This window comes from Pseudomonas sp. NCIMB 10586 (assembly GCF_023127895.1).
GTDB classification, from domain to species: Bacteria; Pseudomonadota; Gammaproteobacteria; order Pseudomonadales; family Pseudomonadaceae; genus Aquipseudomonas; species Aquipseudomonas synxantha_A.
Window position 1 is genome coordinate 18788 of the sequence record NZ_SPKQ01000028.1, and the last position, 26497, is coordinate 45284.

The window sequence follows — 26497 nt, forward strand, 5'->3', positions numbered from 1 at the left end:
CTGTACGTAGACTGCCGCCATCCCCCCACGTGAAGGCGGCGAAAAAACGTGATGCAAGTTACTGAAGTCTCCATTGCCCAATTGCGCGCTGCGCTTGAAGCCGGGCAGACCACGGCCGTTGAACTGGTCCAGGCATACCTGGCACGGATCGATGCCTACGATGGCCCGCAGACAGCTACGGCGCTGAACGCCGTGGTGGTGCGCAACCCTGACGCCCTGAAAGAAGCCGAGGCGTCGGATGCGCGCCGCGCCAAGGGCCAGACCCTGGGACCGTTGGAGGGTATTCCCTACACGGCCAAGGACAGTTACCTGGTCAAAGGTCTGACGGCCGCATCCGGCAGCCCGGCGTTTGCCAAGCTGGTGGCCCAGCGCGATGCCTTCACCATTGAGCGTCTGCGTGCCGGTGGCGCGATCTGCCTGGGCAAGACCAACATGCCGCCGATGGCCAATGGCGGCATGCAGCGTGGCGTGTATGGCCGCGCCGAAAGCCCTTACAACGCCGACTACCTGACCGCGCCATTTGCGTCCGGTTCTTCCAACGGCGCGGGCACTGCCACCGCCGCCAGCTTTGCAGCGTTTGGCCTGGCTGAAGAAACCTGGTCGAGTGGCCGCGGCCCGGCCTCCAACAATGGTTTGTGTGCCTATACGCCTTCCCGTGGGGTGATTTCGGTACGCGGCAACTGGCCATTGACCCCGACGATGGACGTCGTGGTGCCGTATGCGCGCACCATGGCCGACCTGTTGGAAGTGCTCGACGTCGTGGTGGCCGAAGACCCCGACAAGCGCGGCGACCTGTGGCGCCTGCAACCCTGGGTACCGATCCCCAGCGTCACCTCGGTGCGCCCGGCCTCATACGCCGCACTGGCCACCAGCAGCGAAAGCCTGGCCGGCAAGCGCTTTGGCGTGCCGCGCATGTACATCAATGCCGACCCCGACGCCGGCACCAGCGAAAAACCCGGTATCGGCGGGCCCACCGGGCAAAGGATCAATACCCGCGCCACGGTGATCGAGTTGTGGCAAGCCGCCCGCCAGGCGCTGGAGGCCGCCGGCGCCGAAGTGATCGAGGTAGATTTCCCGCTGGTATCCAACTGCGAAGGCGACCGGCCCGGCGCGCCAACGGTGTTTACCCGTGGCCTGGTGTCCAAGGAGTTCCTCCACGACGAACTGTGGGAACTGTCTGCCTGGGCCTTCGATGACTTCCTGCGCGCCAACAACGATCCGGCGCTCAACCGCCTGGCGGATGTGGACGGACCAAAGATCTTCCCCCACGACCCCGGCACCCTGCCCAACCGTGAAGACGACCTCGCCGCCGGCATGGATGAATACGTGCGCATGGCCCAACGCGGCATCACACCGTGGGACCAGATCGGTACCGTGCCCGATGGCCTGCGTGGCCTGGAAACAACCCGGCGCCTGGATCTGGAAGACTGGATGGACAACCTCGGCCTCGACGCCGTGCTGTTTCCGACCGTAGCCGATGTAGGCCCGGCCGATGCCGACGTGAACGAAGCGTCTGCCGACATCGCCTGGAGCAACGGCGTGTGGGTCGCCAACGGTAACCTTGCGATTCGCCACCTTGGCGTGCCCACCGTCACCGTGCCGATGGGCGTGATGGCGGATATCGGTATGCCGGTGGGGCTGACGTTTGCCGGGCGTGCTTATGATGATTCGGCGCTGCTGCGCTTTGCCGCAGCGTTTGAAGCCACCGGCAGCAAACGCGTGATCCCGCCACGCACACCGCCGCTGCCCAGCGAATAAAAGCAATTCAAATGTGTGAGGGGTATCTACACAACTTTGCAGTCGCCAACAGTAACCACGATGCGAAGCGAGCCGCTCTTGATCTGCTTTTGATCTGCTTTTGATCTGCTTTTGATCTGAGGCGCCCCGTTAAACCACGCTGGCCGTAATCCGACAGGGATTTGGGGGGTAAACCGGCAGGGATGCCGGTTTAGCCGCCCCGCGCCATGGATGGCGCGTGGCGGCGGCCCCCCAAATCCATGGCGGATTACGGGCACACCGAGCCTAAGCGAGGTGCCGAGTGGTGGGGCAAGAGCGTTTGGGTTACTTTTGCGCTTTTCAAAAGTGACCCGCTGTAAGAGCGGAACCAATAGCAGTCGTTACCCAAATAACGGATATGTACTCGGTCTGACCCAGCACCCTGGTCGGCCCTGAGGCCGCCATCGGGAGCAAGCCCCCTCCCACATTTTGCTGTATTTGCAATCAAGCACCGTGGCTTAGGGCAGCGTCACCTCGCGACGCTGCCACTCGTCCACCACATCACCCATAGTCTTGGGGACGCCATTGAGAATCCACGCCATAAAGGGGCGGTTGAACTTGAACGTCGGCCCGCACTGTTCACGCATGAAACGGCGCACGTTCTGAGTGTTTTTATAGCCCGGGGTCACCGGTGTCCCACGGGTGAGAGGGTCGCTGTGCCAGTCAAAAGCCATTTTTACCTCGGCTATGGGGTGCTGGTTACCACTCTAACCTCGAATCATCTCAGCCCATTTCAAAATTTCACTTTCCTTCCCTGCCGAAATTATTGCATGGTTGTACGACGACATACCTCGTCGTATCCACCCAACAAAAACAAGGAACACCCATGCCCAACCTCAAAGTGCTGATCGGCTTCCTGTGCCTGTTCTCCGGCTACGTCGCCGCTGCCCCCGCTGAAAAGGAAGTGGCCCAGGCAGTCGACCAGCTGACCCAAGCCATGTTGCATCTGGACGTCAAGCAACTTCACGCGCTGACATCCGACACGCTCACCTACGGCCACTCCAGCGGCAAAGTGCAGAACAAGGCGCAATTTATCGCCGACCTGCAAACCCACACCAGCGCCTTCAAGACTCTGGAAATGCAGAACCAGACCATCACCCTTAATGGCGATACCGCCCTGGTGCGCAACCACTTCCATGCCCTGGCGGTGAACAGTGGTGTGGACACGCCAACCGATATCGACAACTTCCAGGTCTGGCAGAAACAACACGGCAAGTGGCTACTGATCGGGCGCCAGGCTTACAAATACTGAGCACAGCTCACCACGCCACCACTTTGCGTATCGTCTCCAGGGCCCCACGCAACTGCGCCATCGGCACCGACCCCAGGGCCACGCGCAGTGCGTGGGGCACCTGGGCCGAGACTGCGAACGGTTCGGCGGTGGACACGCAAATGCCTTCGCGCTGCAAGGTCATGGCGACTTGATCGGCGCGAGCCTCTTCTGCCAAAGGCAGCCACAAAAAATACGATGACGGATGGCTGACATACCGCACGCTCGTCAGCACTTGGGCTGCCAGTGCCTGGCGGGCTTGGGCATCCGCGCGTTTTTGCGCCTCCAGTTGCGCCACCGTACCGTCTTCGAGCCAGGCCACTGCAATGGCACTCATCACGCCTGGCACGCTCCAGGTGGTGGCCATGATCGTACGTTCCAACCTGCTCACCCAAGCTGAAGGCGCCGCGATAAACCCTATGCGCAAACCGGCGGCGACATTCTTGGACAGCCCACCCACATACACCGTGCGCTCCGGGGCCAGTGCCGCCAACGGCGCAGGTGCATCTTCGGCGAGAAACGCATAGGCGCCATCCTCGACGATCATCAGGTTGTGCTGCCGGGCAATCGCCACCAAACGCTCGCGCTGCTCCAGGCTCAGTACCCAGCCCAGTGGGTTATGCAGGGTTGGCATGCTGTATACCGCACGTACCGGGCGCTGGCGACACAGGCTATGCAGATGGTCCAGGTCCGAGCCGGCCGTGGTCACCGGGATGGCGATGATTTCCAGGTGCAGGGTTTCGGCCAGCGCCTTGAAGCCCGGATAGGTCAGCGCATCCACCGCGATCACATCCCCAGGCTTGAGCAACGTCATCAGGGCCACCGCCAAGCCGTGCTGGGCGCCGCTGACCACCAGTACCTGCTCGGCGGCCACCGTGAGTCCTCGATTCAACAAGTGCCGGGCCATGGCGGCGCGCTCATGCACGCGCCCTGCATGGGGCTGGTAACGCAGCAGTGCCTCCAGATCGCCCGACAACGCCAACTGGCGCAACGCCGTGCGCAACAGCTCGGCCTGCCCAGGCAAGGACGGGTAGTTGAAATTCAGGTCGAGCAGGCCCGGCGCCACCGTCATCTGCCCGCTGCCCTGCCCCGGCGGCAAGGTGATTTCACGCACGAAGGTACCGCGACCGGTCTCGCCACTGACCAGGCCCATGGCTTCCAACTCGCTGTACACCCGGCTTGCCGTGACCAGTGCCAAGCCATGCTCAGCGGCCAACTGGCGATGAGTAGGCAAGCGCGTGCCGGCGGGCATTCGTCCACTGCGAATGGCCTCGGCGAAGGTATCGACCAGCGATTTGTAGCGCGCACGGGGCATCGGGATGTATCCATGACAATTTTTTGATTGTCCTAATCTTCAGCCCTAGGATGAGCCGCACGCAACCCCACTTTCGGACATACCGCCATGGAACGCATCGCCCGCTTCGGCACCCTGGATGTCAGCACTCAGGGTTGGATCAACGGTTTTATCGGCGTGGTGATTTTCAGCGGATCGCTGCCGGCCACGCGCCTGGCGGTCATGGAGTTCGACCCGGTGTTCCTGACCATGATCCGCGCCACCCTCGCCGCCCTGCTGGGGGGCTGCCTGTTGTGGCTATTCAAGGAAAAACGCCCCACCCGTCAGCAATGGGCTCCCTTGGTGATCGTCGCTCTGGGCGTGGTGATCGGCTTCCCACTGCTCACAGCCCTGGCCCTGCAATACGTGACCTCGGCCCATTCAATCGTCTTCATCGGCCTGCTGCCCCTGGCCACGGCGGTATTTGGCGTGCTGCGTGGCGGCGAGCGACCCAAGCCAGTGTTCTGGTTGTTTTCCATCCTGGGCAGCCTGTTGGTGATGGGTTACGCCTTTGCCCAAGGCTTGAGCGCCGCCCCTGCAGGCGACTTGTTGATGCTGTTGGCGGTGCTGGTCTGCGGCCTGGGTTATGCCGAAGGCGCCAAGCTGTCGCGCAGCCTGGGTGGCTGGCAGGTGATTTGTTGGGCGCTGGTGGTGTCGCTGCCGCTGGTGGCACCGTTGAGCCTGCTGCTGGCGCCTTCGACCCTCAGCGGCATTAGCCTGCCGGCGTGGCTGAGCCTGGGGTACGTGGCGCTGTTCAGCATGTTGATCGGCTTTGTGTTCTGGTACCGCGGCCTGGCCCAGGGCGGCATAGCCGCAGTCGGCCAGTTGCAGCTGCTGCAACCTTTCTTCGGCCTGGCGCTGGCCGCGGGCCTGCTGCATGAGCAGGTCAGCCTGGGCATGGTGCTGGTGACGTTCGCGGTGATCGGTTGCGTGGCCGGGGCGAAGAAGTTTGCCCGCTGACGCGTGGCCTGCTAAACAGGGAAGTCGCCTGAACAATAACAAGGACTTTGCATGACCACCGCTTCTCTCCAAGACATCACCGCGCCAGAAGGCATCTGCTACGGCTGCGGCAGCAGCAACCCCCATGGCCTGCATATCAAGAGCCGCTGGGCCGAAGATGGCGTACACGTGGTCGCCGAGCATCAACCCGAAGCCAAATATAGCGGCTGGCCAGACCTGGTCTACGGCGGCCTGATCGCCATGCTGGTGGATTGCCATTCCAACTGGACCGCCATGGCCTACCACTACCGCGCCGAACAGCGCGAACCCGGCAGCCTGCCGCGCATCGACTGCGTCACCGGCAACCTGGGGATCAAATTCATCAAGCCCACACCGATGGGCGTGCCACTGACCCTGCGCGCACGGGTCGAAGGCGACATCGGGCGCAAAAGCCGCGTGGTCTGCGAGGTGTACGCCGGTGACGTGCTCACGGCCATCGGCGATTCAGTTTTCGTACGCGTCGACACCGGGCAATTGGCCGCGGCCGCCCATGGTCGCGAGGCGTGATCCTGGTCTACAGTGACTGCAACCGCTGATCGAGGACTGCACCCATGCCCCGTCTTACCGCCAAGGACTTTGCTCCCGAACTGCTGGAACTCTACGACGGCTACGCCCACGGCAAGATCAACCGCCGCGAGTTTCTCGACCGTGCCGCGCTGTTCACCTTGGGCGGCCTCACCGCCTCGGCGCTGCTGGCAGCCCTGAGCCCCAACTACGCCCTGGCCGAACAGGTCAAATTCACCGATCCGGATATCGTCGCCGACTACATCACCTACCCTTCGCCCAAGGGCAACGGCACGGTGCGCGGCTACCTGGTGCGCCCGTCCAAGGCTGCGGCAAAACTGCCCGCCGTGGTGGTGGTGCATGAAAACCGTGGCCTGAACCCCTATATCGAAGACGTGGCCCGGCGCCTGGCCAAAGCCGGCTTCATTGCCCTGGCACCCGATGGCCTGACGTCCGTGGGCGGCTACCCCGGCAACGATGAAAAAGGCGTGGCGCTGCAACAGACTGTCGACCCGACCAAACTGATGAACGACTTCTTCGCCGCCATCGAATGGCTGATGCACCACGACAGCAGTACCGGCAAAGTCGGCATCACCGGCTTCTGTTACGGCGGCGGCGTGACCAACGCGGCGGCGGTGGCCTACCCGGAACTGGGCGCTGCGGTGTCGTTCTACGGGCGCCAACCCGAGGCCAAAGACGTGCCGCGCATCAAGGCACCGATCATGTTGCATTTCGGGGAACTGGATACGCGGATCAATGAGGGTTGGCCGGCGTATGAGCAGGCGTTGAAAGCTGCGGGCACGACGTATGAGGCTTACATCTACCAAGGCGCCAACCACGGTTTTCACAATGACTCAACGCCGCGGTATGACGAGGCAGCAGCCAACCTGGCCTGGGAGCGCACCCTGGGCTGGTTCCGCAAATACCTCGCCTAGCCGCCCCTCCCACATTCTTATTCAATACACGTCTGCAACCACCCCTTGAACGCCAACATCGCGGGTGTCTCGTTGCGTGACTGCAAACGGGTCAACCAATAACTGCCGGTCGTGATCCCCACATCGAACGGCTGGCGGATCACATCGCTTTCCAACTGGCGTGAAAACATCAACGCTGGCGCCAGGGCCACACCGCTGCCTTGCAAGGCGGCCTCCATCATCGCCAGCGACGAGTCGAACACGATACTGCGCGGCACCAGGGTGTCTGCCGGCAACCCGGCAGCCTGCAACCAAAGGCTCCACTCATCGGCACGGTAAGAGCGCAGCAAGGTGTGCTTCAACACGTCGGCGGGGCTGTGCAATTGCTCGGCAATCTGCGGCACGCACAACACCGTCAGCGGGGCTTCCAGCAAAGGGCAGGCCTCGGTGCCATGCCAGGCGCCTGCGCCAAACCGAATGGCGTAATCCAAGCCCTCGGCAGCGACATCAACGCGGTTGTTGTGGGTGGACAGGCGCAAATCAATAAACGGATAGCGGCTGTGGAAATCCGCCAAACGAGGCAATAGCCAGCCCACGGCGAAGGTGCCGACCGCGCCCACTGTCAGCACCTCGCGGTAGTGACCGCCCTCGAACTGGCCCAGGGTGTGGGCAATGCGGTCGAAGGCTTCACGCAACACCGGCAGCAGGGTTTCGCCTTCGCGAGTGAGCATCAGGCCGCGTGGCAGGCGCTTGAACAGCGTGACATTGAGCTGCGCCTCGAGGCTTTTGACTTGATGGCTGACTGCGGCTTGGGTCACGCATAGCTCGATAGCCGCGCGGGTAAAGCTCAAATGGCGCGCCGAGGCTTCAAAAGCGCGCAGGGCATTGAGGGGCAGATGGGAACGCAACAAGGCTTACCCCAATTTTTCTAATGGCTGGTGCGAGATATCATCGTTTGCTCCGGGTATAAAATCCACCTAGATTTGCCACGCCTGCGCAGGCTCTGATCATCATTGCCACTTTTACATGGAAGCGAATCACCATGAAATATCAGCCAAAGTACCTGGTTTCAGCTTTGCTGCTCGTATCCGGCGGCTGTATGGCCGCCACCGATATACGCCAGGTCGTGGACAGCAACGTCAAACCCTTGATGCAACAGCAAGGCATCCCCGGCCTTGCAGTCGCGGTGGTGAACCAGGGCAAGGTGCAATACTTTAATTACGGCGTAGCCGCCAAGGACACCCAGGCCGCGGTCACTCAAAACACGCTGTTCGAAATCGGCTCGGTGAGTAAAACCTTCACCGCTACCCTTGGTGGTTATGCCCAGGCCATCGGCAAGCTCAAGCTGTCGGACACAGCCAGCCAGTACTTGCCGTCCCTGGCCGGCAGCGCGTTCGATCGCATCAGCCTGCTGCAACTGGCGACCTATACCCCTGGCGGCTTGCCGCTGCAATTTCCGGATGCAGCCGACAGTGCATCGACCATGCTGGGCTACTTCCAGCATTGGAAGCCCACTTACGCTGCGGGTGAACAACGCTTGTACTCCAACCCCAGCATCGGCCTGTTCGGCTACCTGACCGCGCAAAGCCTGGGCCAGCCGTTCAACGTTGCCATGGAGAAGACGCTGCTGCCCAAGCTAGGGTTGACCAACACGTATGTCAGCGTGCGCACGGACAAAGCCAGCCAATATGCCCAAGGCTATGACAAGCAGCAAAAACCTGTGCGCGTCAGCCCCGGCGCGCTGGACAGTGAAGCCTACGGGCTCAAGACCACCAGCCAGGACCTCGCCCGCTATGTCATTGCGAACATGCACCCGCAAACCCTGGAACAGCCCGTGCAACAGGCCATCGCCGCCACCCACGCTGGCTACTACACCGTGAACGGCATGACCCAGGGCCTGGGCTGGGAGCGCTACCCCTACCCCATCACCCTGCAAGCGTTGATCGACGGTAACTCCACACCGATGGCAATGGAGCCGCACAAGGTCACCTGGCTCAAACCCGCCCAGCCGCAGCCTGCCAATGTGCTGTACAACAAAACCGGGTCAACCGGTGGCTTTGGTGCGTATGTGGCGTATGTGCCGAGCAAGGATATCGGCGTGGTGATTCTGGCCAACAAGAACTACCCGAATGCCGAGCGGGTAAAAGTGGCCCATGCGATCTTGAGTGCGATGGATCAGTAAGGCCGAAACAATCAACAAATGTGGGAGGGGCAATCCCTCCCACCTTACATCCCCAGCCACTGCGGCAGCGCAAGGGAAATGAACGGCAAGTAAGTCACCATGATCAGGAACACCAGCAAAATCATCAGCCACGGCATCGCCGCGCGAATGGTCTGCCCCAATGTCAGCCCGGTCACCGCCGAGGTCACGAACAGGTTCAACCCCACCGGCGGGTGCACCAGGCCGATTTCCATATTCACCACCATCACGATCCCCAGATGAATCGGGTCAATCCCAAGCTTCATCGCGATCGGGAAGAAGATCGGCGCCAGGATCAACACAATGGCCGAAGGCTCCATAAAGCTGCCGGCAATCAGCAGCACCACGTTGACCATGATCAGGAAACCAATCGGCGTCAGCCCTTCGGAAATCACCCACGCAGTGATTTCCTGGGGGATCTGCTCAGTGGTCAGCACATGGGCAAACAGCATGGCGTTGGCGATGATGAACATCAGCATGATCGACAAGCGCCCCGACTCCAGCAGCACCTTGGGGCAGTCGCGCAGCGTCATGTCCTTGTAGATGAACAGCGCGACAAACGCCGAGTACACCGCCGCCACCGCTGCGGCTTCAGTCGGGGTGAACATGCCGCTGTAGATACCGCCGAGGATGATCACCAACAGCAACAGGCCCCAGAACGCCCGGCGTGCGCAACTCAACCACTCGCGGAACGTCGCCCGTGGTTGCGCGGGTAGCTTCTTGATACGCGCGACGATGTAGATCGCGATCATCAACATCAGGCCCAGCAACAGTCCCGGGATCACCCCAGCCATGAACAGCTTGCCCACTGAGGTTTCGGTCGCCGCCGAATACACCACCATCACAATCGAAGGCGGAATCAGGATACCCAAGGTCCCGGCGTTGCAGATGATCCCCGCACCAAACTCCTTTGGATAACCGGAACGCACCATGCCTGCCACGGCAATCGAGCCCACCGCCGCCACCGTGGCCGGTGACGAGCCGGACAGCGCGGCAAACAACATGCAGGCCAGCACCGCTGCAATCGCCAGACCGCCACGGATATGACCGACACAGGCATTGGCAAAGTCGATCAGCCGCTGAGCCACGCCACCAGTGGTCATAAAGGCACCGGACAGCAGGAAGAACGGGATCGCCAGGAAGGTATAGGCGTCGCTGGTTTCAAACAGCTTGATCGCCAGGGAGCTCACCGAGTCCTGGCTGAACATCAGGATCGACACCGCGCCGGACAGCCCCAGGGAAATCGCAATCGGCACGCCAAGGAACATGAACACGAACAACAGCAGAAACAGACAGAGCACGGCCATCAGTGACGCTCCTCATGGCTGCCGGCCAACTTGCTGGCCTCCCCGGCCTCATCGGCCAATCCCAACCCGACCTGGCGGTGGGTAAAAATGCGGTAGAAAATTTCCAGGTAGCGAATCAATACCAAGGCAAAACCGATAGGCACGATCACCACGATGTCACCGACGTCGATACCGAACTGGTCAAGGTCCTCGGCACCGATATGTGCGGTCATTACCGCACTCACCCACTTGTAGCTGGCGACCATGAACAGGCCGGCGTAGGCCAGGCAGCACAGGCAGGCGAGCATCCCGAGCAAGCGTTGTACCGGGCGTTTGGTCAACCTGACCAGCGCGTCCACGCCCAGGTGGCCGGCGGTGCGTACTCCGTAGGAAATGCCGAAGAAAATCAACCAGCCGAACATGGCCTTGGTCAGCGCCACGCTCCAGGTCATGTCCTGGGCCCAGGTCATGGCGGTGTCGCCCAGGGCATTGAAGAAGTGACTGCTCCAGGCCCATTTATCCGCCAGAGCAAAGAACAGGGTGTAGATGTTGTTGAGCATGACGTAGACGAATGTCACCAGGGTCATGGCGGCCAGCAGGAAGGCAATAAAGCCTTCCTCCAGGTGCTCCCAGACGCGCCTTAGCGTTTGCATGGCAAAACCTCGCGAGGCAAATGAAATACCAGGGTGGAACTTGCCCAAATGTAGGAGGGGGCTTGCTCCCGATAGCAATGTGTCAGCTTGCAGATCTGTCTCTGATCCACCGCTATCGGGAGCAAGCCGCCTCCCACATTGGATCTCAGTACACCCTGGGATTATTGGTTGGAAGCGTCCGCTGCCTTGATCAGCTCAGCCCCGATCTGGCCTTCGAACTTCTGCCACACCGGGCGCATGGCTTCGCGCCAGAGCGTGCGTTGCTCGGGGGTAAGTTCGATGATCTCGCTGGTCTTGGCATCGATGATCTTCTGCCTGGCAGACTGGTTCAGCGCTTCGGCCTGCTTGTTCACCTCGACAGTGACTTCGGCCATGATCTGCTCCAGCGTGCTGCGCACATCCGGCGCCAGGCCGTTCCAGAACTTGGCGTTGGTGATCACCATGTAGTCGATCAGGCCATGGTTGGACTCGGTGAAATACTTCTGCACCTCGTTGACCTTCTGGCTTTCATAGTTCGACCAGGTGTTCTCAGTGCCATTCACGGTGCCGGTCTGCAAGCCCTGGTAAACCTCGGCAAAGCTCATCTTGCGCGGGTTGGCGCGGATCGCCTTGAACTGCTCTTCAAGCACGCTGGAGGCTTGCACGCGAAACTTCAGGCCACGGGCGTCCTTGGGTTCGTGCAGGGCCTTGTTGGCGGAGAGTTGCTTGAGGCCGTTGTGCCAATAGGCCAGGCCGAGAATGTTCTTGTCCTGCATCGCAGTCAGCAGTTGCTTGCCCTGGGCTGCCTGGAAACGGTCGACGGCAGCCAGGTCGTTGAACAGGAACGGCAGGTCGTAGATCTGCACCTGTTTGGTGTACTGCTCGAACTTGGCCAGGGACGGCGCCAGCATCTGCACGTCACCCAACAGCAACGCTTCCATTTCCTTGCCATCGCCGAACAGCGACGAGTTGGGGTACACCTCGACCTTGACCTTGCCGGGCAGGCGTTCTTCGGCGAGCTTCTTGAACAGCAGCGCGCCCTGGCCTTTGGGCGTGTTCTCGGCCACCACGTGGGCGAACTTGATCACAATCGGGTCAGCCGCCTGGGCCAGGCCCGCGGCGAACAAGGTGGCGGCGCACAGCAGCGCCCGAGAGAGCTTGAGCATGGGAAATCACCTTCTTATTGTTGTGTTGTAAGGCAAAGTGCCTGATGTGCTGCATATTGAGAATTTCGAATTTTAGATACCTGCGTTCGGCCTGGCCGAACACCAACCTCAAGGAGCATGTCGATCCTGTGGGAAGGCTTATTCAGTCAGGGTTGGGCAGCCAGCAGTCTCTGTGCCCGCAGCAACACCGGCGCATCCACCATCTGCCCATCAATCTGATAGGCCCCTGCCCCATGGGCACTCGCCTCCACTACCCGCTTGGCCCAGGCCAGGTCTTCAGCGCTGGGCGCCAACGCCTGATGAATCACCGGAACCTGCTTGGGATGGATACACAACGCCCCGGCAAAACCCATTTCATAGGCGTGCCGGATCGAACTGCGCAGGCCCTCAGGGTCGTCGATGGCCGGATGTACGCCGTCCAGCGGTGCCACCAGATCGGCGGCGCGCGAATGCACGATCAGTGACAGGCGCGCCTGGTCGAGGGCAAACTCAGCAGCGCGGGAATGGCTGCTCAGGTTCAGATCCAGGGCCAGGTCCAAGCCACCGAACGACAGCCGCTCTACCAGCGGAGCATGGGCAATCTCGGCCACCGCCAACAAGCCGCGAGCGCTTTCGATGATCGGCCAGATGGGTTTGCCGGTGGCAGCCACTACGGCGACCTGGGCTGCGCTCTCGACCTTGGGGAGCAGCACACCCGCGACATTTGCATGAGCCTTGCAGAACGCCACATCCTCAAAATGCTCGACGTGTCCAGGCACATTGATGCGCACCCACACCTGAGCCTCGGGGTGGGCCTGCAGGAACATCCCCAGATTGTCCCGGGCCTGGCGCTTGAGCGGCTCTTCCACGGCGTCTTCAAAATCCACAATCACTGCGTCGGCGCCGCTGGCCAAGGCTTTGGCGAACCGCTCCGGGCGGCTGCCCGGCACAAACAACGCTGAACGAACTAAAGGCTTTGGCATCGCACACTTCCTGATCAGATAACGCCGCGCGCACGCAGGCTGTCGATGGCCTCACCGGAATAACCCAGCTGGTCGAGAATGCCCTGGCTGTGTTGCCCCAGCGCCGGCACACCATCCATGCGCGGGGTAAACGCGGCGTTACGCGCCGGTGGCAGCAGCGAGGGCAACGGCCCGGCCGGGCTGTCGACTTCACGCCAACTGTCGCGGGCCTTGAGTTGAGGGTGAGCCCATACACCTTGCATATCGTTGACCCGCGCGCTGGCGATCTGCGCATCCTCCAGACGCTGAATCACCGCCTCGGCGTCCAACCGGGCAAAGCTGTCCACGATAATCTGGCGCAGCGCCTCGCGGTTGGCCGAACGCTTGAAGTTGGCGCTGAAACGTTCGTCCGTCGCCAGCGCCGGGGTGAGCAGTACCTTGTCGCAGAACGCCGCCCACTCGCGCTCATTCTGCAACCCGAGCATCACCGTGCCGCCATCACCGGTGGGAAACGGCCCATAGGGGTAAATCGTCGAATGTGCAGCGCCCGCACGCGGGGGCGGCGGCGCGCCGTCGAAGGCGTAATACATCGGGTAGCCCATCCACTCCACCAGGCTTTCCAACATGCTCACATCGATACGGCTGCCCTTGCCGGTCGTGCCCCGCAGCAGCAACGCCGAAAGAATGCCGCTGTAGGCGTACATGCCCGCGGAGATATCCGCGATGGAGCAGCCGGCCTTGGCCATCTGCTCATCACCCGGGCCGCCAGTCACCGACAGGAAGCCGCCTTCGCTCTGGATCAGCAGGTCGTAGGCTTTCTTTTTCTCGTAGGGCCCGCCTTCGCCATAACCGGAAATATCGCAGACGATCAGCCTTGGAAAACGTTGATGCAGTACCTCGAACGACAAGCCCATGCGCGCCGCCGCGCCGGGTGCAAGGTTTTGCACCAGCACATCGGCATCGGCCAGCAGCGCTTCAAGGATGGCGCCCGCCTCGTCCTGCTTGAGGTCCAGGGTCAGGCTTTCCTTTGAACGGTTGGTCCAGACGAAATGCGATGCCAGGCCGCGCACGCGTTCGTCATAACCTCGGGCAAAGTCACCGGCACCGGGGCGCTCGACCTTGATCACGCGGGCGCCGAGATCGGCCAATTGGCGGGTACAGAATGGCGCGGCAATCGCGTGTTCCAGGCTGACAACCGTGATGCCGTCCAGCGGTCGTTGATTACTCATGACAAATCCCTCAAAGCCAATGGGCCATGGACGCGGTGTTACGCAGGTTCCATACCTGCTCGATCAGGCCACTTGCCTGGGCGGGGGTACGGGCGCCGCTGAAGTGAGTCAGGCGCTGGAACTTATCCGCCAGTTCGGCGCGGCTCAAGGTGTTGCCCGGGTCGCCCTTGGGCTCGTCGATGGCACCGTGCAGCGTGCGCCCGTCAGTGGTGGTGACGATGACACGGCCCAGCCAGCGTTGCGGATAGGCACTATCGACCTCGGGGTCGAGGGTCATGCTGACCTTCTCGCGAAAGGCCGCGACCGCAGGGTCGGTCAACGCCAGTTCATGGAACTCGGGCAACCCTGCTTTGCCATGCACCGCGATCAGGCCAAGCACGGTGCCCATGGAGAATTTGGCCTGGTGCACGGTGGCCGGCACCGTCACCCGGCCGAGCACATCGATGGCGCCTTGATGCACGCGGGTTTCCACCCGGGAGATCTGCTCAACGCTCAAGCCTTCACGCTGCATCACGTCCAGTAGCGCATCCGCAGCGGGATGGGTGTGGCGGCAGGAGGCGTGGAACTTGAACGAGGTTTCCACCAGCGCCCAGCGGCTACCCAAATCAGCGGACAACTTGCTAGGTTCTGAATCACTCGACATGCCCGCCGCCAAGCCTTGATCGCCTTCAAGGATATTGCGCGCACCGGTCAATCCATCGGCTGTCAGGTAAGCTGCCAGCAAGCCATCCGCTGCGGCTTTGGCCGTGTGCAGTTGCTTGGAGTCGGCGGCATCACGCAAGAACTCCCACAGCCCTGCCGCTTGAGTGCCGGCACTGCCGAGCAGGTTGATGAACTGTTCCTGGTTGAAGTCGAGCAATTTGCCCACGGCGACCGCCGCCGCCAGGGTGCCGACGGTGGCCGTGGTGTGGAAGATGCGGTAGTGCGAGCGGCCCAGGAACTCGCCGATGCGAATCCCGGCCTCATAACCGGCCACCGCAGCCAGCAACAGATCGCGACCCGATTTGCCCAGGTCCTGGGCGGCCGCCAGCGCGGCGGGAAACACCACCGTGGCCGGGTGCAGCACCGAACTGTTGTGCAGGTCATCCTGCTCCACCAGGTGCGACGATGCCGCATTGACCAGTGCCGCAAAATACGCGCTGCTGCTGGCGCCGCTGACGATCACCTGGGCCGGGCCGCTGCTCGGCCCCATCTTCTGCGCATAGCGCTCGAACAGGGGAATCGGGTGTGCGCCCTGGCTGGCCAGCGCCGAGGCGAGCCAATCCAGATACAGCTCCTCGATGCGATCCAGTACGTGCTCGGGCAACTGCGAGTAGGTCAGATCAGCGAGGAATTGGCACAGGGCTTGGGTATGACGCATGCTCAGGCCCTCAGAAACTGCGTGGCAGTTCGAGCAGATGCTCGGCCACGTAGGACAGGATCAGGTTGGTGGAAATCGGCGCCACCTGGTACAGGCGCGTCTCGCGGAATTTGCGTTCCACGTCGTATTCGCAGGCAAAACCAAAGCCACCGTGGGTTTGCAGGCAAGCGTTGGCTGCTTCCCACGACGCCTTGGCCGCCAGGTACTTGGCCATGTTGGCGCTGGCCCCGGCGTTCTTGCCGCTGTCGTATTCCTCGCAGGCACGCCAGCGCATCAAGTCGGCCGCTTCGATCTCGATATGCGCTTCGGCAATCGGGAATTGCACGCCCTGGTTCTGCCCGATTGGCCGGCCGAACACCACGCGGTCGCGAGCATAGGCGCTGGCCTTTTCGACAAACCAGCGGCCGTCGCCGATGCACTCGGCGGCAATCAATGTGCGCTCGGCATTCAGGCCATCGAGGATGTATTTGAAGCCCTTGCCCTCTTCGCCAATCAGGCTGTCGGCCGGCAGTTCCAGGTTGTCGAAGAACAGTTCGTTGGTCTCATGGTTGACCATATTGGCGATGGGCTGCACGCTCAGGCCGTTACCGATGGCCTCGCGCAGGTCGACCAGGAAGATCGACATGCCTTCGGACTTTTTCTTCACCTCGGCCAAGGGTGTAGTGCGCGCCAGCAGGATCATCAGGTCGGAATGCTGCACTCGCGAGATCCAGACTTTCTGGCCGTTGATCACGTACTTGTCGCCGCGTTTGATCGCGGTGGTCTTGATCTTGGTGGTGTCAGTGCCCGTTGTGGGCTCGGTGACGCCCATTGATTGCAGACGCAGTTCACCGCTGGCGAGCTTGGGCAGGTAGAAGCGCTTTTGCGCCTCGCTGCCGTGACGCAACAGGGTGAACATGTTGTACATCTGGCCATGCACGGTGCCGGAGTTACCGCCGCAACGGTTGACCTCTTCGAGGATCACCGACGCTTCGGCCAGGCCCAGGCCGGAACCGCCATACTCTTCGGGGATCATTGCCGACAGCCAGCCGGCAGCGGTCAGGGACTTGACGAAGGCTTCGGGGAAGCCTTTGTCTTCGTCGATCCTGCGCCAGTAGGCGGCATCGAACTCGGCGCACAAGGCGCGCACGCCTTCGCGGATGGCATTGAGTTCTTCGTTGTCATTGGGGTTCATGCGCGGCTCTCCGCCTGTTGTTCTTGGGTTATTCGAAATGCACCTGGGCGGTCTGCGCCAGACCTTCAGCGTTGCCGGCCCAAAGTTCTGCGACGCCGGTTGCGCTGATGCGCCCGCCGACTTCAAACGGCTGCGGTGCAATCAACGGGCGCACGCCGCGATAGATGAAACGGCGCAGCGTGGCTTCAGGGTGCGCCCGGCAGAACGCACGCAGGCTCAAGGTGGCGATCAGTGGGCCATGCACCACCAAGCCGCTGTAGCCTTCAGTGGCGGTGACATAGGGATAGTCGTAATGGATGCGGTGGCCGTTGAAGGTCACGGCGCTGTAGCGGAACAACAGGGTTGGTGTCGGTTCCACCGCTTCTGTCCATTCGCCCCGGACCAGGGCATCGCCGCTGCCGGGTTTGGGCGGCGTGGGCTCGCGATAGACGATGTCCTGTTCCTCGCGGATCGCCAGGCGCCCGGCCTGGGAATAGTCGTGGCGCACCGTGACAAACAACAGCGAACCGGTGCGACCGGTCTTTTCTTCGACCTGAGTGATGGTCGACACGCGGGTCGCCGCCTCGCCGGCTCGCAGCGGGTGCACAAACTCGATACGCCCACCGGCCCACATGCGATTACGGTTATCGGCCGGTGGCAAGAACCCGCCGCGAGCCGGGTGGCCATCGCTGCCCAGGGCCGACTCCGGCAGCGGGTCCTGGAAAAAGCACCATTGCCACAATGCGGGTACGGCTGCACCGTCGGCAGGCACCCCTTCACCGAACGTGGCGGCGATGCGCTTGAGCAGGTTATGGCTCAGGTGGTCGTGGGCGGTCTCGCTTCGGCCGATCCAATCAGTGGCGCTCATCGGGTGCAGATCCTCAGGCAGTGGGTGTCTGCTGCCGATCATGCAAGGGCCTGCCCGTTCTGAGAATTTGCATTTCAATAAACCAGCGTTCGGTTATGCTGAACGCTGCCACCCTGTACCGGGAGTCTTGCATGCACTTTGATCTCGCCGACCTGCGCCTGTTTATCCATATCGCCGAATCCCCCAGCCTGACCCAGGGCGCCAAGCGCGCGTTTCTGTCGCCGGCCGCCGCCAGTGCGCGGATCAAGGCCCTGGAAGGTCAGCTCGACACCCGCCTGTTGTACCGCGACAGCCGTGGCGTGGAGATCACCCCGGCGGGCGAGCGCCTGTTGCACCATGCGCGATTGATCATGCGTCAGGTGGACTACCTGAAAAGCGAGTTCACCCAATACGGCGTGGACTCAGCCGGGCATATCCGCATCTTCGCCAACACCACGGCGGTCACCGAGTTCTTGCCGGAAGTGCTGGCGGGCTTTTTGTCCCAGCGCCCAGGCGTGACCGTCGACCTGCAGGAGCGCCTGTCTCGGGACATCGTGCGCGGCGTACTCGATGGCACCAGCGACATGGGCATTATTGCCGGTCCCGTGGAAGCTGCTGGCTTGCAGGTGCTGCATTTCAGTACGGATGAATTGGTGCTGATGGTGCCCGTCGGGCATCCCTTGGCCGATCAGCCTTCGGTCACCCTCGAACAAACCCTCGCCTACCAGCATATCGGCCTGCATGAAGGCAGCACGCTGCTGAGTTTCCTGCGCGAACATGTCGAGCGCCTGGGCAAGCAGTTGTCGCTGCGCATCCAGGTGTCGAGCTTCGAGGCGATCTGCCGGATGGTCGAGACCGGCGTGGGCATCGGGATCATTCCCGAGTCCGCCGCCCAGCGCCACAGCCGCACCATGCAGTTGGTGACGGTGAAGCTGGACGAGCCTTGGGCGATTCGCGAGCGCAGCATTCTGGTGCGCGAGTTGGAGGCATTACCGGGGACCATTCGGGCACTGATCGCCACATTGATGCCCTGATCTTGTAGGCGCGAGCAAGTTCGCTCCTACAGTTGGCCGTTAACAGTCTTTGACAGTTTCCCGACAAAGCACTCAAAGATTCTCAGCCCCCGCCGCCCTAGCATTCCAGCATCCAAATCATCATTCGGGTGCTCTTGATGTTTCGCAGACTGCGCGGTATCCCGCTATTGGGTTGCCTGCTGAGCAGTATCGGTTGCCACTCGCAACCGCCTGCTCCGCCGCCGATTCAAAAAGGCGATTACGGCGCGATCATCCGTTACCTGCAAACACGCATACCCCGGGAGATGGTCCGGGAAAATGTGGCAGGCTTGTCGATTGCCCTGGTCAATGGCCAGGAGTTGATCTGGGCCCGTGGCTTTGGCTTGGCCGACAAGGCCCAGGGCGTGCCGGTTACGCCCAACACGGCGTTTCGCGCCGGGGGGATTTCCAAACTGATCACCGCCACGGCGGCGTTGCAGTTGGTGGAGCAACAGCGCCTGGCACTGGATGCACCGATCCAGCAAACCCTGCGTGAATTTTACGTACGCTCGCGCTTTCATGACGACCAGGCCGAAGCAGATCGCGCCATCACGTTACGGCGTTTGCTCAGCCATCAATCCGGCCTGCCCAGTGAGCACCTGCGTGACCTGCACAGCACCTATGCCATGGGGCAGATGCCGATGCGCGTGTCGGGCGTATGGCTGAGCAGCCCGCCCGGTTTTCAGGTGGCTTATTCCAACCTCGGCTATTCGCTGGTGGGTGCCGCCATCGAGCGCAGCAGCGGCAAAAGCTTCGAAGCCCAGCTACAAAGCAGCCTCTTGACCCCCTTGCACATGAACCAGTCCAGTTTCCTCGGCACCGGCGCGCAATTGAGCTTTCGCGCCCTGGGTTATGAGGACGGCAACGCCAGCACCGACGCCCAGGTACGCGACCTTGCCGCCGGTGGCCTGTGGGCCAGCCCCAAGGATCTGAGTCACTACGTGCAGATGTTGTTTGCCAAAGGCACCTACAAGGGCAACCGCGTGCTGGGCAGCGCTTCAATAGATCAAATGTTTACCCAGCAAAACACCGGCAACGCCTTGGATTTTGACTGCCAGATGGGCCTGGGCTGGTTTCTGGCGCCATGCGGTGACGAGCCGATTGCCCCCGGTGTGCGTACTTACCAGCACAGCGGCGGCGGCGATGATTTCGCCGCCCAGGTGACTCTGCTGCCGGACCAGCAACTGGCCGTGATCATCATGGCCAACGACAGCAATGCCGAAGAGATGGTGGTGTCGCTGTCCATCGACAGCCTGCGCCTGATGCTTGAGGCACAAACCGGCGAGCGCCCCTGCGCCGACGACTGCCAGGCTCCCAGCCACGGTCTGAAACTGCGCCACGTGCCAGCGGCCGTCGACCGCAAGCGCCTGGCCGGGTTCTACGCGACCCCCTGGGGCGTATTCCGTATCAAGGATGACCGTGAGCGCCTGGCTGGCGAACTGGCCGGCTACACCTTCGACTTGTTGCGCGATGACCAGGGCTGGCTGCGTGCGCAGAAAAAGGTCCTGGGTTTTTGGCTCAAGGACCTGGGCGACCTGGGTCGCATCCAGCTTGATGTAGTGACGGTACAAGGCCGGCAGATGCTCACGGCCCGCAGCCACGGCCAACGCATTGCTATCGGTGAGCGCATCGAGCCGCCGACCCTGTCTACGGCTTGGGCCGACACCATCGGCACCTATCAGGTACTCAACAGCCATGAACCCGACGCACCGTTGAGCGGCATCAGTGTGCGCCTGGAAGATGGCTTCCTGGTGATACGCGGCCAATTGCACGACGAGCCTCTGACTGACTACATCCTGCTGCCGGTCGACAACGCCCACGCGGTACTCGCCGGCACCGGCTACGGCCTGGGCGACACCGTCAGCCGCCAGGTCAACGGGCTGAGCGCTTCGGGTTATTCCTTCAAACGCACCCAGTCCCCCCACACACCCTTGAATTTCTAACCTGGAGAAACACCTGATGCACGCAAAAAACCTGTGCCTGTCAGTGACCTCACTGTGCCTGCTTGCCGCCGCCGACACGGCGCTTGCCGAAGACTGGCAATACAGCCTCAAGGCCGGCATAGCCAACGCCCCCCGCTACAGTGGCAGCGACGAACGCATGACGGCGCCTGTGCTGGGCGGCAAAATCATCAGCCCTTGGGGCGTCTTCCTCGACACTGATACGGGCCTGGGCTGGGGTTACGAAGGCAATGCCTTGAGCTTCAGCGCATACGTTGGCGCAAGCGATTCGCGCAAGGATAAAAACGAAAGCATGCATGCCGGCTCCAAACGCCTCAAAGGCATGGGCGAGATCAAGTCACGCCCGCAATTGGGGGTGAGTGCCGCCTACAACCTCGGCGGTGTGATCATTGGCGCCACCCTGGAACATGCGCTTGAAGAAGATAAACACAAGGACACCGGCAAGGCTTTTACCCATCTGGAGTTGAGCCTGGGGACCAATCTCTATGAAGGCCGTTACGGTTCCGTCGATACCGCCATCAACAGCCACTTTGGTGACCGCGACTACCTGCAGACCTGGTACGGCGTGACCACCGGCCAAGCCGCGCGCAGCCGCTTCAAGGCATACAAGGCCAGCGGCGGCAATATCAGCAATGGCATGAACCTTACGTGGAGCTTGCCAATCAGCGAGCACACACAGTTCTCGACGCTGCTGGATGTGCAGTACCTGGCGGATAAAGCGGGCAAGAGCCCGATTGTGGAGCGCCGCTTGCAGACGTCGGTGATGGGGATGGTGGAATACACCTTCTGATTCAAGTTGGTAACCCAATCAAAATGTGGGAGGGGCAGTGCAGTATTCAAAAGGTGTTACTCGCCATACGCCCAGGTCATCCGAAACGACGCCCCGCCCCACTCCGAATCCAGCACTTCCACCTGCCCGCCATGCCACTGGCTGACGCGCTTGACCAACGCCAGGCCCAAGCCAAACCCTCCAGTACGACGGTCGCGGCTGGCGTCGAGGCGCAGGAAGGGTTCGAAGATCTTGGTGCGGCCCTCCAGCGGCACGCCTGGGCCATCGTCATTGACCCGTACTTCATAGCCGTTGCCGAACTTGACCAGCGACACTTCCACGCGGCGATCGGCATAACGGATGGCGTTACGCAGCAGGTTGATCACCGCCCGCGCCATAAAGCGTGGCTCGATGCGGATAAAGTCGACCTCACAGGTACGCAGCGATAACTGCACCCCCTGTGCTTCGGCCTCCAGGGCCACACTGCCGATCACGCTGTCGAGCCAGCTGTGGGCTTCGATGTTCTCGCGGGTGACCTGGGTGGCACCGCGCTCCAGGCTGGCGTAGGTCAACAGTTCGGAAACCATTTCTTCCAGCTCGCCGAGGTCGGCGTACATATCGGCAATCAACTCGCTGCTCTGGCGTGGATCGATCTGCTGGCGCAGTTGATCAAGTTCAAACGACAAGCGCGCAATCGGCGTGCGCAATTCGTGAGATACGGCGTTGGTGAGTTCGCGCTGGTTGGCGATCAGGCTCTCGATGCGCTCGGCCATCTGGTTGAAGTGCCCTGCCAGTTCGCGAACGGTGGAGCGCCTTGGCAACAGGATGCGTGAGCCGAGGTCATTGTCACCAAAACGTTGCGCCGCCAGGCGGATATGCTCCAGGTCACGCCAATGCGGGCGTACCCAGAAATACAGGACGATGGCCAGGCCTGCGCCCAGAAAGCCATAAGCCCACAAATACAGCCATTTGGGTTCTTCCGGCAGCTGGATCTCAAGTAATTGCGGGCCGCCGTCAATCGCTGACAGGAACTTCATAAAATCCTCGCGTACCACCACTTGGTCACTCGCCAGGAGTTTCTGTTCGCGCTCGCTCAGGTGCTGGGCGTCGCGCTGCACCAGTTTCAGGCGCAAGCCATAATGCGGTTGCAGCTCAGCCAGGCGTGCCTGGCGCGCCTCTCCCTGTACCGGTCGCAATTGTTCCACCAGGGCCCACGCCGGGCCGCGCAAGGCTTCACGGTTATAGGTCTCGTTGGACTCGGGCATGTACGCGTCCAGGCCATAGTTGACCAGCCAGACCGACCCGGCCAGGCCGAGCGCGAGGATCACATAGAGGCGCAGATACAAGCGCAGCATCTAAACCTCCCACGCAAACGGATTGAACAGGTAACCCTTGCCCCAGATGGTTTTGATGCACACCGGCTCGCGAGGGTTGTCGTTGAGCTTGCCGCGCAATTTGCTGATGTAGACATCAACGCTGCGATTGAGGCCATCAAAGGCAATACCACGCATACGATTGAGGATGTCATCGCGCGAGAGGATCTTGCCCGAGCTGCTGGCCAGTAACCACAGCAACTCGAACTCCATGGTCGTCAGATCGATGGTCTGACCGCCCAGGCTGACGACCCGGCAACTGCGATCAATCGACAAGCGGCCGAACTCCAGGGCCCCCCGCGCCGCGGGCTCGGGCACCTGGCGGCGCTGCAACGCACGCAAACGTGCAAGCAGCACTGGCGGCTTGATCGGCTTGATCACGTAATCGTCAGCACCAGACTCAAGGCCCAGGATATGGTCCAGATCGTCTTCCTTGGCTGTCAGGATCACGATGGGCGTGTCTGACACATTGCGAATTTCGCGGCAAACATGCAGCCCGCTCTGGCCCGGAAGCATCAAATCGAGCACGACAATCCTGGGTTTGAAGTCCAGGAACGCCGCCAGGGCTTCATCGCCCCGGTGCACGACACGCACCTCAAAACCATGCTGCGACAGGAACTGCGCGATCAGCCCTGCCAGCTTTTCATCGTCCTCAACGAGCAGGACCTTGCCCAGACCCAGGTTTTCCATAAGTTCTCAGTGTAGAAACGCAGATTGAAGTGCGCGCATTATAGGTAGCAAGCAGGCGCACAGAAGCAGCTGGCCAGTACGAGCCGATGAAACTTCATACTTTTAAGAGTTTTTAACAAATAGCCTGCAATCTTTAACGCCATTCTCAAGGAGTTGTATGCGCAAGGATTATCTGGCGTTCTTCGTTTCGCTGTTCCTCTCGCGGCTGGCCGACCAGATCCTGCTGTTCATCGTGCCGCTGATCGTGTTCCAGACCACTCAAAGCGTGTCTTGGGCGGGCTTGGCGTTTTTTGTCGAATCGCTGCCGCGCTATCTGGCATTTCCGGTGTGCGGAGCCTTGTGCGACAGGTTTTCACCCGTACGCATTCTGCATATCAGCCAGGTGTATCGCGCGCTGGCCTGCGTGGTGGCGGTGGCGCTGTATGGGCTGTTCGACGGGATCCATTGGCTGGTGATGCTGTCCGCGTTGTGCGGGGTATTGACCACTCAGGGCATCATGGCGCGGGAGGTGGTGATGCCGCATGTCTTCCAGCATTACACCTACGCCAAGACCTTGTCCTATTCGCAGATTGCCGACCAGAGCGGCCTGGTGCTCGCGCCGTTGCTGGCAGCGTTGATGCTGCAGGTTTGGGCCTGGCCCTGGGTGGTGCTGGCCATCGCCGCACTGTTTGTTCTCGCTGACCTGGCAATGCTGATCTGGCAGCGCAACACCACGGTGAGCCTGCAAAGCCATGAGCAGCACCCGGGTATCTGGCTGCAACCGCTGCGCACCGCGTTTGGCCACATCCGCAACCTGGTGGAACTCAAGCGCATCATCATTCTGGCAGTCGGCGTGAACCTGATTATCGGGGTCACACTGGCCACCTCGGCCGCCATGGTTACCGGCCAATACGCCGCCGACAAGGATGCCTACGCCCTGCTGCAAGCCGCCGGCGCGCTGGTCACCATCGGGATTCTGTTTTACCTGGCACGCTCATCACTGCCGTTGAAAGTAATGGGTGGGCTGTCGTATTCGATGATTGCGGTCGGCGCGCTGATCACCGCCGTCAGCCCCGGTGTGTGGGCGTATGCCGTGGGCTTCCTGCTGGTGACGGGCTTTGACAAGATGTTCAACGTGTACCTGCGCAGCACCCGTCAAAAAGTGATCCCGGTGCAGGATTTCGGCAAGACGGTAGGCGTGATCACCTTGCTCAACAACCTGCCGCAGCCGTTGGCGGGCCTGATGATCGCCGTGCTGGCAGCGCCGTTGGGCACGCAAATGGTGATCCTGCTGCTCGCCGGGATCACCGCCTTGATCGGCGTGGCGGTGGCCTCAGGCTGGCACGCCACTGTGAAAGCGGAACTCGATGTCGGGTGATTCGATCAGCTCCTGCTCGGCCGCCCTCACCCGCTCGATCACCTGGGCGATGTCCTTGGCGTCGCCATACTGGTAGGCCAGCTTCAAGTAACCCTGGAAGTGCCGGGCTTCGCTTTTGAGCAAACCGAAGTAGAACTTGCCGAGCTCTTCGTCCAAATGCGGCACCAATGCTTCGAAACGCTCGCAGCTGCGTGCTTCGATAAAAGCGCCGACCACCAGGGTGTCCACCAGCTTGACCGGCTCGTGGCTGCGCACCACCTTGCGCAAACCCGAGGCATAACGGCCCGCGTGCAGTTGGCGCAGTTCAACCTTGCGCTTCTTCATCAGGCGCATGACTTGCTCGTGGTGCACCAGTTCTTCGCGGGCCAGGCGCGACATCATATTGATCAGGTCAACATGGCCGTGGTACTTGGCCATCAGGCTCAGGGCGGTGCTGGCGGCTTTGAATTCGCAGTTCTTGTGGTCGATCAGCAGGGTTTCCTGATTGGCCAGAGCGGCCTGGACCCAGGCGTCGGGGGTGCGGCAGCCGAGGAATTCGTGGATTTCGGGCAGGTTCATCGGGCTCACGGGCAAAGGATCACAAAAGGGCGCGGATTATACCGACCCCGCCGCAGACCACCAGCCACCGGCCTTGATGTGCATCAACATGACGTCTGGCGGGCAGCAACTATAGTTGTTGCATGCCCCTTCCTGGAGATCCCGATCATGCAAGCCATCCGCAGCATCCTGGTGGTCATCGAGCCCGAGCATTCGGAAAGCCTGGCCCTCAAGCGTGGCAAGCTGATTGCCGGGGTGACCGACGCACATCTGCACTTGCTGGTCTGCGACAAGAAACACGAGCATTCGGCGCTGTTGAGTGTGCTCAAGGAGGGTTTAAGGAACGACGGTTACAGCGTCTCCACCGAGCAGGCGTGGAACGAAAGCCTGCATGACACCATTATCGAGGTGCAGCAAGCCGAAGGCTGCGGCCTGGTGATCAAACAGCACTTTCCCGACAGCCCGCTGAAAAAAGCCCTGTTGACGCCGGCGGACTGGAAGCTGCTGCGCTATTGCCCGACGCCGGTGCTATTGGTCAAGACTGCTACGCCATGGGCTGGCGGAGTGATTCTGGCGGCCATCGATGTGGGCAATACCGACAGCGAACACCGCTCACTGCACAATGCGATCATCGACCATGGCTTTGATATCGCCAGCCTGGCCAAGGCGCAACTGCATGTGATCAGCGCCCACCCGTCGCCGATGCTGTCGGCAGCCGACCCGACCTTCCAGCTCAAGGAAACCATCGAGGCGCGCTATCGCGAACAATGCAAGGCATTCCAGGACGAGTTCGACGTGGACGGCAGGCACCTGCATATCAAGGAAGGCCCGGCCGATGTGCTGATCCCGCATATGGCCCATCAGCTGCACGCGGCGGTGACCATCATCGGCACCGTGGCCCGCACCGGGATTTCGGGGGCGTTGATCGGTAATACGGCGGAGGTGGTGCTCGATGCGGTGGAAAGCGACGTGCTGGTGCTCAAGCCGCAGACGTTGATGGATCATCTGCAAGAACTGGCAACCAAGCCCTGAAGAACAATAGAGGGCAAAATGTGGGAGGGGGCTTGCTCCCGATAGCAGTGGGTCAGTGAAGGATGGGCTGACTGACACACTGCTATCGGGAGCAAGCCCCCTCCCACATTTGGATG

The 26497-nt window shown here is 61.4% G+C and carries 25 protein-coding genes; 11 read left to right on the plus strand and 14 right to left on the minus strand.

The window, feature by feature from the left end; translation table 11 throughout:
• The first annotated feature begins 48 nt into the window (after window positions 1–48).
• On the plus strand, window positions 49–1758 hold the full coding sequence (locus tag E4P01_RS12065) for an amidase (protein ID WP_148853941.1): 1710 nt from the start codon (window positions 49–51) through the stop codon (window positions 1756–1758).
• Between the two features lie 476 nt (window positions 1759–2234).
• On the opposite strand, the gene E4P01_RS12070 is transcribed toward E4P01_RS12065, so the two are convergent.
• Window positions 2235–2450, minus strand: coding sequence for a DUF6434 domain-containing protein (locus E4P01_RS12070; protein ID WP_032880871.1), 216 nt, complete (start codon window positions 2448–2450; stop codon window positions 2235–2237).
• Between the two features lie 152 nt (window positions 2451–2602).
• Here E4P01_RS12070 and E4P01_RS12075 point away from each other — a divergent pair, with 152 nt between their 5' ends.
• On the plus strand, window positions 2603–3028 hold the full coding sequence (locus E4P01_RS12075; RefSeq protein WP_032880870.1) for a nuclear transport factor 2 family protein: 426 nt from the start codon (window positions 2603–2605) through the stop codon (window positions 3026–3028).
• Between the two features lie 7 nt (window positions 3029–3035).
• On the opposite strand, the gene E4P01_RS12080 is transcribed toward E4P01_RS12075, so the two are convergent.
• Window positions 3036–4361, minus strand: coding sequence for a PLP-dependent aminotransferase family protein (locus E4P01_RS12080; RefSeq protein WP_216091282.1), 1326 nt, complete (start codon window positions 4359–4361; stop codon window positions 3036–3038).
• An 87-nt stretch (window positions 4362–4448) separates the two neighbouring features.
• On the opposite strand from E4P01_RS12080, the gene E4P01_RS12085 reads away from it, so the two are divergent.
• Genes E4P01_RS12085 through yghX form a run of 3 tightly spaced genes read left to right on the plus strand, consistent with a single transcriptional unit; the run spans window position 4449 to window position 6817 of the window.
• The gene (locus E4P01_RS12085) at window positions 4449–5339 is read left to right on the plus strand and encodes a DMT family transporter (RefSeq protein ID WP_032880867.1); all 891 of its coding nucleotides are present in this window, start codon (window positions 4449–4451) and stop codon (window positions 5337–5339) included.
• Between the two features lie 51 nt (window positions 5340–5390).
• Window positions 5391–5885, plus strand: a complete 495-nt coding sequence (locus E4P01_RS12090) for a thioesterase (protein ID WP_103735007.1) — start codon at window positions 5391–5393, stop codon at window positions 5883–5885.
• Between the two features lie 44 nt (window positions 5886–5929).
• The gene (gene yghX / locus E4P01_RS12095; protein WP_005787912.1) at window positions 5930–6817 is read left to right on the plus strand and encodes a YghX family hydrolase; all 888 of its coding nucleotides are present in this window, start codon (window positions 5930–5932) and stop codon (window positions 6815–6817) included.
• 17 nt (window positions 6818–6834) lie between these two features.
• Here yghX and E4P01_RS12100 read toward each other — a convergent pair whose 3' ends face one another.
• The gene (locus E4P01_RS12100; RefSeq protein ID WP_148853937.1) at window positions 6835–7707 is read right to left on the minus strand and encodes a LysR family transcriptional regulator; all 873 of its coding nucleotides are present in this window, start codon (window positions 7705–7707) and stop codon (window positions 6835–6837) included.
• 131 nt (window positions 7708–7838) lie between these two features.
• On the opposite strand from E4P01_RS12100, the gene ampC reads away from it, so the two are divergent.
• Window positions 7839–8978, plus strand: coding sequence for a class C beta-lactamase (gene ampC / locus E4P01_RS12105; protein ID WP_216091281.1), 1140 nt, complete (start codon window positions 7839–7841; stop codon window positions 8976–8978).
• Window positions 8979–9022: 44 nt separating this feature from the next.
• Here the strand turns inward: ampC and dctM are convergent, their stop codons facing one another.
• The 8 genes from dctM to E4P01_RS12145 form a co-directional block, all read right to left on the minus strand.
• Entirely contained in the window at window positions 9023–10303 is a 1281-nt protein-coding gene (dctM, locus tag E4P01_RS12110) for a C4-dicarboxylate TRAP transporter large permease protein DctM (RefSeq protein WP_122732263.1), read from the minus strand.
• A complete protein-coding gene (locus E4P01_RS12115; RefSeq protein ID WP_216091280.1) occupies window positions 10303–10935 on the minus strand; it encodes a TRAP transporter small permease in 633 nt (210 codons plus the stop codon). The genes dctM and E4P01_RS12115 overlap by 1 nt, the downstream gene beginning before the upstream one ends.
• A gap of 161 nt (window positions 10936–11096) precedes the next feature.
• Entirely contained in the window at window positions 11097–12080 is a 984-nt protein-coding gene (locus tag E4P01_RS12120) for a TRAP transporter substrate-binding protein (protein WP_005787905.1), read from the minus strand.
• Between the two features lie 146 nt (window positions 12081–12226).
• A complete protein-coding gene (locus tag E4P01_RS12125; protein WP_216091279.1) occupies window positions 12227–13042 on the minus strand; it encodes a CoA ester lyase in 816 nt (271 codons plus the stop codon).
• Window positions 13043–13056: 14 nt separating this feature from the next.
• Window positions 13057–14250 carry a CaiB/BaiF CoA-transferase family protein gene (locus tag E4P01_RS12130; protein WP_148853934.1) on the minus strand — a complete coding sequence of 398 codons (1194 nt, stop codon included), beginning with the start codon at window positions 14248–14250 and terminating at the stop codon, window positions 13057–13059.
• Between the two features lie 10 nt (window positions 14251–14260).
• Window positions 14261–15610, minus strand: a complete 1350-nt coding sequence (locus E4P01_RS12135; protein ID WP_216091278.1) for an MmgE/PrpD family protein — start codon at window positions 15608–15610, stop codon at window positions 14261–14263.
• 10 nt (window positions 15611–15620) lie between these two features.
• Window positions 15621–16784, minus strand: a complete 1164-nt coding sequence (locus E4P01_RS12140; protein WP_216091277.1) for an acyl-CoA dehydrogenase family protein — start codon at window positions 16782–16784, stop codon at window positions 15621–15623.
• Between the two features lie 28 nt (window positions 16785–16812).
• The gene (locus E4P01_RS12145) at window positions 16813–17631 is read right to left on the minus strand and encodes a MaoC family dehydratase N-terminal domain-containing protein (protein WP_032880852.1); all 819 of its coding nucleotides are present in this window, start codon (window positions 17629–17631) and stop codon (window positions 16813–16815) included.
• A gap of 131 nt (window positions 17632–17762) precedes the next feature.
• Between E4P01_RS12145 and E4P01_RS12150 the strand changes: the two genes are divergently transcribed.
• The 3 genes from E4P01_RS12150 to E4P01_RS12160 all read left to right on the plus strand — a co-directional run bounded on the left by E4P01_RS12150 (window position 17763) and on the right by E4P01_RS12160 (window position 21413).
• Complete coding sequence (locus E4P01_RS12150; protein ID WP_216091276.1) at window positions 17763–18644, plus strand: LysR family transcriptional regulator; 882 nt, start codon at window positions 17763–17765, stop codon at window positions 18642–18644.
• 137 nt (window positions 18645–18781) lie between these two features.
• A complete protein-coding gene (locus E4P01_RS12155) occupies window positions 18782–20605 on the plus strand; it encodes a serine hydrolase domain-containing protein (RefSeq protein ID WP_216091275.1) in 1824 nt (607 codons plus the stop codon).
• 16 nt (window positions 20606–20621) lie between these two features.
• Window positions 20622–21413 carry a MipA/OmpV family protein gene (locus E4P01_RS12160; RefSeq protein ID WP_078821230.1) on the plus strand — a complete coding sequence of 264 codons (792 nt, stop codon included), beginning with the start codon at window positions 20622–20624 and terminating at the stop codon, window positions 21411–21413.
• A 56-nt stretch (window positions 21414–21469) separates the two neighbouring features.
• Here E4P01_RS12160 and E4P01_RS12165 read toward each other — a convergent pair whose 3' ends face one another.
• Together E4P01_RS12165 and E4P01_RS12170 are read right to left on the minus strand one after the other, a co-directional pair.
• On the minus strand, window positions 21470–22747 hold the full coding sequence (locus E4P01_RS12165) for an ATP-binding protein (protein WP_078821229.1): 1278 nt from the start codon (window positions 22745–22747) through the stop codon (window positions 21470–21472).
• On the minus strand, window positions 22748–23455 hold the full coding sequence (locus E4P01_RS12170; RefSeq protein ID WP_032880845.1) for a response regulator: 708 nt from the start codon (window positions 23453–23455) through the stop codon (window positions 22748–22750).
• A gap of 157 nt (window positions 23456–23612) precedes the next feature.
• Between E4P01_RS12170 and E4P01_RS12175 the strand changes: the two genes are divergently transcribed.
• Entirely contained in the window at window positions 23613–24812 is a 1200-nt protein-coding gene (locus tag E4P01_RS12175; protein WP_216091274.1) for an MFS transporter, read from the plus strand.
• On the opposite strand, the gene miaE is transcribed toward E4P01_RS12175, so the two are convergent.
• Complete coding sequence (gene miaE / locus E4P01_RS12180) at window positions 24768–25370, minus strand: tRNA isopentenyl-2-thiomethyl-A-37 hydroxylase MiaE (RefSeq protein ID WP_216091273.1); 603 nt, start codon at window positions 25368–25370, stop codon at window positions 24768–24770. The two genes, E4P01_RS12175 and miaE, sit on opposite strands and share 45 nt — an antisense overlap.
• A 147-nt stretch (window positions 25371–25517) precedes the next feature.
• Between miaE and E4P01_RS12185 the strand changes: the two genes are divergently transcribed.
• Window positions 25518–26381, plus strand: coding sequence for a universal stress protein (locus E4P01_RS12185; RefSeq protein ID WP_216091272.1), 864 nt, complete (start codon window positions 25518–25520; stop codon window positions 26379–26381).
• Window positions 26382–26497: the final 116 nt, after the last annotated feature.